The sequence below is a fragment of the Pengzhenrongella sp. genome, assembly GCF_036565025.1.
Classification (GTDB): Bacteria; Actinomycetota; Actinomycetes; order Actinomycetales; family Cellulomonadaceae; genus Pengzhenrongella.
Genome location: NZ_DATCNW010000421.1, coordinates 1 through 5,988, shown reverse-complemented (window position 1 = coordinate 5,988; position 5,988 = coordinate 1). Strand labels below are relative to the sequence as shown.

The 5,988-nt window shown below is 72.6% G+C and carries 4 protein-coding genes; 1 reads left to right on the top strand and 3 read right to left on the bottom strand.

All coding sequences use genetic code 11. The features are described 5' to 3' along the window. From VIM26_RS24215 to ggt, 3 genes are all read right to left on the bottom strand, one after another. On the bottom strand, positions 1 to 1,129 hold a 1,129-nt coding region (locus VIM26_RS24215; protein WP_331955895.1), incomplete at its 3' end, for an ATP-binding protein. Next, positions 1,126 to 1,365, bottom strand: a complete 240-nt coding sequence (locus VIM26_RS24210; protein ID WP_331955894.1) for a hypothetical protein — start codon at positions 1,363 to 1,365, stop codon at positions 1,126 to 1,128. The genes VIM26_RS24215 and VIM26_RS24210, both read right to left, overlap by 4 nt. Before the next feature lie 233 nt (positions 1,366 to 1,598). Then, positions 1,599 to 3,449 (bottom strand): gamma-glutamyltransferase, encoded by a 1,851-nt coding sequence (gene ggt / locus VIM26_RS24205; RefSeq protein WP_331955893.1) that lies wholly within the window; start codon positions 3,447 to 3,449, stop codon positions 1,599 to 1,601. A gap of 188 nt (positions 3,450 to 3,637) precedes the next feature. Here ggt and VIM26_RS24200 point away from each other — a divergent pair, with 188 nt between their 5' ends. Next, positions 3,638 to 5,953, top strand: a complete 2,316-nt coding sequence (locus VIM26_RS24200) for a putative bifunctional diguanylate cyclase/phosphodiesterase (protein ID WP_331955892.1) — start codon at positions 3,638 to 3,640, stop codon at positions 5,951 to 5,953. Positions 5,954 to 5,988: the final 35 nt, after the last annotated feature.

The window sequence follows — 5,988 nt, the reverse complement described above, 5'->3', positions numbered from 1 at the left end:
CCCCTGCCCCTGCCCCTGACCTTGCCCCTGCCGACTCGAACTCCTCGGCGAAGCGGGTGTGGAACCGGGCCCGCTCCCCCGGCAGCAGGTCGCTGCCGACGGCCTCCCGGACGAGGGCGTGCCGGAAGGCGTAGCTCTGCTCGTCGACCACGAGCACGTTCGCGCCGACGGCCTCGCGGGCAGCCGCCTCGAGCTCGTCGGCGCTGCCCGTGAAGACGGTCGCGAGCAGGTCGTGCGGCACCCGCACCCCGCCGACGGCGATCAGCCGGAGCACCTGTTGCGTCGGTTCGGTCAGCCGCTCGTAGCGCGCCAGGAGCAGGTCGCGCAGCGTCTCGGGGAGGGCCGCGCCGAGGCGCGTCTCCTCGAGCCCGAGAAGCTCCTCGACGAAGAACGGCACCCCCTCGCTGCGCTCGTAGACCCGGTCCAAGACACCCGCGTCGGGCACCAAGCCGAGGATCGCCTCGGCGAGGTCGCGGACCTCCGCCCGGGGCAGCCGGCCGAGCTCCACCCGGACGATGCGACGGCCACGCTCGAGGCTGGTCAGGAACGCGCGCAGCGGGTGACCGCGCGGCACGTCGTCGGTGCGATAGCTGAGCAGGACCATGACGCGCCCGCGGGTCATTGTGCGCAGCACGAACTGCAGGACCTTCAGGGTCGCGTCGTCGGCCCACTGGACGTCCTCGACGACCACCACCAGGGGTGTGCGCCGGGAGACCGCCTCGAGCGTGCTCGTCAGCGCCTCGTGCAAGTGGTTCAGGTCGCCGACCGCCTGGGGCGGCATGGGACCGAGCTCCGGGAGCAGCACGCGCAACGGGTCCCCGCCCGGTCCTGCCGCCGCGAGGAACCCGTCGAGCCCGAGCTCGGCGACGAGGCCGCGCAGCACGCTCGTGACCGGGGCGAACGGTGGACCCGCGTCGCCGAGGTCCACGCACTGGCCGGTCAGCACGAGGGCCGAGGTGGCGGCCTGCGACGTGAACTCGCGCAGCAGCCGGGTCTTCCCGATCCCCGCTTCCCCACCGACGACGACGCCGCGAGTGGTCCCGCCCAGCGCGTCGCCCAGAACCTTCCGCAGGCCCTCGAGATCGACGTCGCGGCCGATCATCGTGGCGCTCGAGGCGGGCGTGCTCACGCCCTCATGGTCCCATGGGCGCCGACACGCCCATCGGCTGCGACGCGGTCGCGGGCCCGGCGGCGAGTGAGCAGTCCGACGGTCCGGCGCGTCGCGCCGAGCGCGGCCCGCAACCGGTGCCGGGGCGGCAGGAACCTGCTCTCGTCCACCCGGAGCCGCCGGGCCGCCTCGAGCTCGGCCCGCTCCACCAGCTCGCGGTGCCGGGTGATCACGGCGTTCTCCAGTCCGATCTGCATGGCTGATCCCTCCTCGATGTCCCCGCGGCCTGTCGTCCATCGTGGTTTCTGAGTGGCCCGGGGGACATCGGGAGAACGCCCTATCTTTCGCGACGGTCACCGACCTCAGGGCGCGCAAACTGCGTACATCCGAGCCGACTGCGCACATCGGATGTACGCAGCCGGCACCGATGTGCGCGGTCCTTTGCAGAAAACGGGTGCCATCGGGAGCGGAGCGGGGACCGGGCGTTGGGTCAGCGGTCGGGGTTGACCACCTGGGCCGATCCGCCGCCGCGACGGCTGGTCTCCGCCGCGGCCTCGAAGCGACCGCCGTCGAGCGCGATCGCGGTGGCGGCGCCGAGCTCCGGGACGGAGGTGAGCGTGTGTCCCATCGCGGTCAGCGCCGCACCCTGTGGACCGTTCACGATCGCGGGCTCGGCCTCGGTCCTGGCCCCGTTGCGCGACGAGATGCGCGGCGCGGCGATGGCGTCGACCAGGTCCAGGTCGCGGTCGAGGTACTCGGTGAGGACCTGCGCGACCGTCGTGATGATCGTTGCGCCACCGGGCGAGCCCACGGCCAGCACCGGCGTGCCCTTGTCGAGCACGATCGTCGGCGACATCGACGAGCGGGGGCGCTTGCCCGCACCCGGCAGGTTCGGGTCCGGCACTCCCGGGGTCACCGGGGTGAAGTTGAAGTCCGTCAGCTCGTTGTTCAGCAGGAACCCGTACCCCGGGACGGTGATCCCCGATCCGCCGGTCTGCTCGATCGTCAGGGTGTACGACGCCACGTTGCCCCAGCGATCGGCGACCGTGAGGTTGGTGGTGCCGTGGTCGTCGCGCGTGGGCGCCGCGCCGGCACCCGCCGGTTCGCAGGTGTAGGAACCGTCGGGCTGGCCGGCCGGGATCGGGCGGGCGTGCGCCTTCGCGGCGTCGAACAGCTGGCATGCGCGCTCGTCGGCGAACCCCTGGGAGAGCAGCTCGTTCGTCGGCACGCCCGGGACGTCACCGACCCACCGGTTGCGGTCGGCGAACGCCGTGGCGGTGGACTCGGCGAAGCGGTGCAGGTACTGCGTCTCGGACGCCCTCGCCACGGGCTCCCCGGTGCGCTGGTCGTAGGCCTCGAGCAGGTTCAGCGCCTCGCCGACCGCGATCCCGCCGGAGGACGGCACGGGCATTCCGTCGACGTCGAGGCCGCGGTAGTCCGCCACGGTCGGCGCCTTGACCGGTGCGCGGTAGCGAGCCAGGTCGGCCGTGGTGATCTGCCCGGGGTACACGCTCACGCCGGCGGCGGTGGCCGGCTTGCGGGCCGCGTCGACGACGGCGGCGCCCAACGGGCCGCGGTACAGCGAGCTCACCCCGCCCGTGCGCAGCTCGCGGTAGGCCCGGGCCAGGTCCGGGTTGCGGAACACGCTGCCGACCGCGGGCGCCTGGCCGTCCGGCAGGAACACCTTGGCGGTCGCGGGGAACTTCGCGAAGCGCGCCGCGTTGTCGGCGGTCTGCTGGTGGAACGTGGTGTCGACGACGAACCCGCGACGAGCCACCTCCTCGGCGGGCTTGAGCAGCGACGCCAGCGGGGCACTCCCCCAGCGGTGGACCGCCTCGTCCCAGAGCGCCGGCGTGCCGGGTACCCCGACCGACAGGCCCGAGCTCACGACAGTGGCGAAGTCGAGCGCCGCGCCGTCCGAACCGGTGAACGTGGTGGGCGTGAACGTGGCCGGCGCCGCCTCCCGGCCGTCGATGGTCTGCACCCGACCGCTGCGGGCGTCGTAGTACACGAGGAACCCGCCGCCGCCGATCCCGGCGGAGTACGGCTCGGTCACGCCCAGGGCCGCGGCCGTGGCCACCGCGGCGTCGGCTGCGTTGCCACCCTTGCGGAGCACGTCGATGCCGACCTGGGTGGCGACGGCGTCGACGCTCGACACGGCTCCGCCGCCGCCCGTCATCACCGGCACCTTGGGTTCCGCCGGCTGCACGGGAGGTGGAGCTTGGCTCACGGTCCGCGGGACCGCTGCGGCGGCCGATCCGATCACCCCGGCCCCGAGCGCCGCGCCGGTCACCATGGCGACGCCGACGACGACTGCGGACAGGCGGGGGCGGTGGTGCATGGGGTACTCCTCGGATCGGGGTAGCGGCCGGGGTGAGGCTAGCCGTCTTTTGTTTCGCCGCGTGACCGCGGTCACCTGGCGAGGCGACATCCGTGAACCGACCGCGGGGACCTCTCATCGCGCTCCTCCTCGTGCCGATGTGCCACGTGACAACCACCACCCGGTGGACCCGAGGGATCGGATGCGCTGTGGCTCGCGAGACGACTGCGCTGCCGAGGGGCTTCGTCGCCGCAGCGGGCACCCTGGCCGTCGCCCTGCTGGCACTGAGCGTGGTGATCTTTGCCCGGCCGTTCGGCACCGCCGGCGATGTCGCGGCCGTCGACCTGATCGAGACGGGGTTCCCGCTCGCCGGTGCGGCGGGCTGCGCGGTCGCCGTCTCGCGCAACAATGGTCGGCTGCGCCGGGCTTGGGTGTGCCTGATGCTGGCCTGTGCGTCCTGGGGCGTAGGCCAGGCGATCTGGACCGTGTACGAGGTCGGCCTGGGGCACGAGACCCCCTTCCCCTCGCTCGCAGACGTGGGGTACCTGGGGTTCGCGGTCGCTGCGGTGCCCGCGCTCTGGCTGCTCCCCTCGCGGTCGCACGCGGGCGACAACCGCCGACGGCTGCTGGACGGGCTCACCGCAGCCTGCGCGGTCACGCTGATCTCGTGGGCCACGGTGCTCGGGCCGGCTGTGCGGGCCGGCGGACAGTCCCGATTCGCGCTGGCGGTCTCGGTGGCCTACCCGATCAGCGACATCCTGATCCTGACCGTTGCGCTCCTCGCGCTCGCCCAGGGCAGCCGGCACCGGGTCTCCCTGATCGTGGTCAGCCTGGGGATGTGCGCGATGGCGGTCTCGGACGGTGGGTTCGCCTACCTGGCAGCGCTCGACGCCTACGCGGCGGGCAGTCCCGTCGACCTGGGCTGGAGCATCGCGTTCGTCGCGTTCGCGCTCGGCGGGATGCTCTCGAGTGAACCGGACGAGGTGAGCCGCGGCGACGGACGAACCGTCGTCTCGGCCAGCGTGCTGCCCTACGTACCGGTGGCGGTGGCGGCAGTGGTTGTGCTGAGCCACTACATCGTCAACGGCACGTTCGACAGCGGGTCCGTCACCCTGACCTGCGTGCTCGTCGCGCTGGTCCTCGCGCGGCAGTACGCGACCGTGCGGGACAACCAGGTGCTCACCCGCACCCTCACCCTGCGCGAGGCAGAGCTGCGGCACCGGGCGTTCCACGACGGGCTCACCGGCCTGGCCAACCGGACGCTCTTCACGGACCGGGTCGCGCACGCGCTCGAGCTGCACCTGCGCGACCGTCGTCCGGTCAGCGTCGCGTTCATCGACCTCGACGGCTTCAAGGGGATCAACGACACGCTCGGGCACGCCGCCGGGGACGAGATCCTGGTCCAGGTCGCGGAGCGACTGCGCCTCGCCGTGCGAGGCGCCGACACCCTCGCCCGGTTCGGCGGTGACGAGTTCGCCCTGTTGATGGAGCACGGACACAATCCCGCGGTGGTGGCTCGCACGCTCGTGGACTCCCTGCGAGCGCCGTTCGACCTGCGCGGTCGGTCCGTCGCGGTCTCGGCGAGCGTCGGCGTCGCGAGCGTGAGAGACGACGAGCCGGGGACCAGCGTGCAGAACCTGCTCAGCCGGGCAGACGTGGCGATGTACGCGGTCAAGCGCAGCGGACGTAACAACTTCCGCCTGCACACGCCCGACCTGCGTCTCGCGATGGTGGACGACCTCGAGCTGAGCCAGGCGCTCGCCGAGGCGCTCGCCGCGGGGGCGATCCGGGCCGAGTTCCAGCCGATCGTAAACCTGCGAACCGGGTCGCTGATCGGCTACGAGGCGCTGGCCCGGTGGACGCACCAGGGACAGCAGATCCCGCCGGAGGTGTTCGTGCCCGTGGCCGAACGGGTGGGGCTGGTCGCCACGCTGACCTCGCTGATGCTGGACCACGCGTGCGCGCAGCTCGAGCAGTGGTCGACCGAGCTCGGCTTCTCGGCGCTGACGGTCAGCGTGAACGTCAGCCGGCAGGAGCTCGGGGACGCCTCGCTGCCCCAGCGGGTGCTGTCCGCGCTCGACACCCACCGGCTGTCGGCCGACCGGCTGACGCTCGAGGTCACCGAGTCCGCGCTGGTCCGCGACCCGGCGGCGGCGCACGCCGCGTTCGCGACCCTGCGCGAGCTCGGCGTGTCCATCTCGCTGGACGACTTCGGCACCGGCTACAGCGGGTTCGCCCAGCTGATCGGCGTGCCGATGGACTCCGTGAAGCTCGACCAGCGCTTCATCGCGGAGATCGACACCGACCCGTACAGCAAGCGGCTGCTCGAGGGCGTCATCTCGCTGACCCACCACCTCGGCCTGCGCGTCATCGCCGAAGGGGTCGAACGGCCCGAGCAGCTCGACGTGCTGCGCGCCCTGGACTGCGACGAGGTCCAGGGCTTCCTGGTCGGCCGCCCGCTCGACGCACGGAACCTCGACGCGCTGACAGGCGCGGCCCCCACAACCGCAACGTCCGAGCGTTGACGTCCTATAGGACGTCAACGCTCGGACGTTGCGGG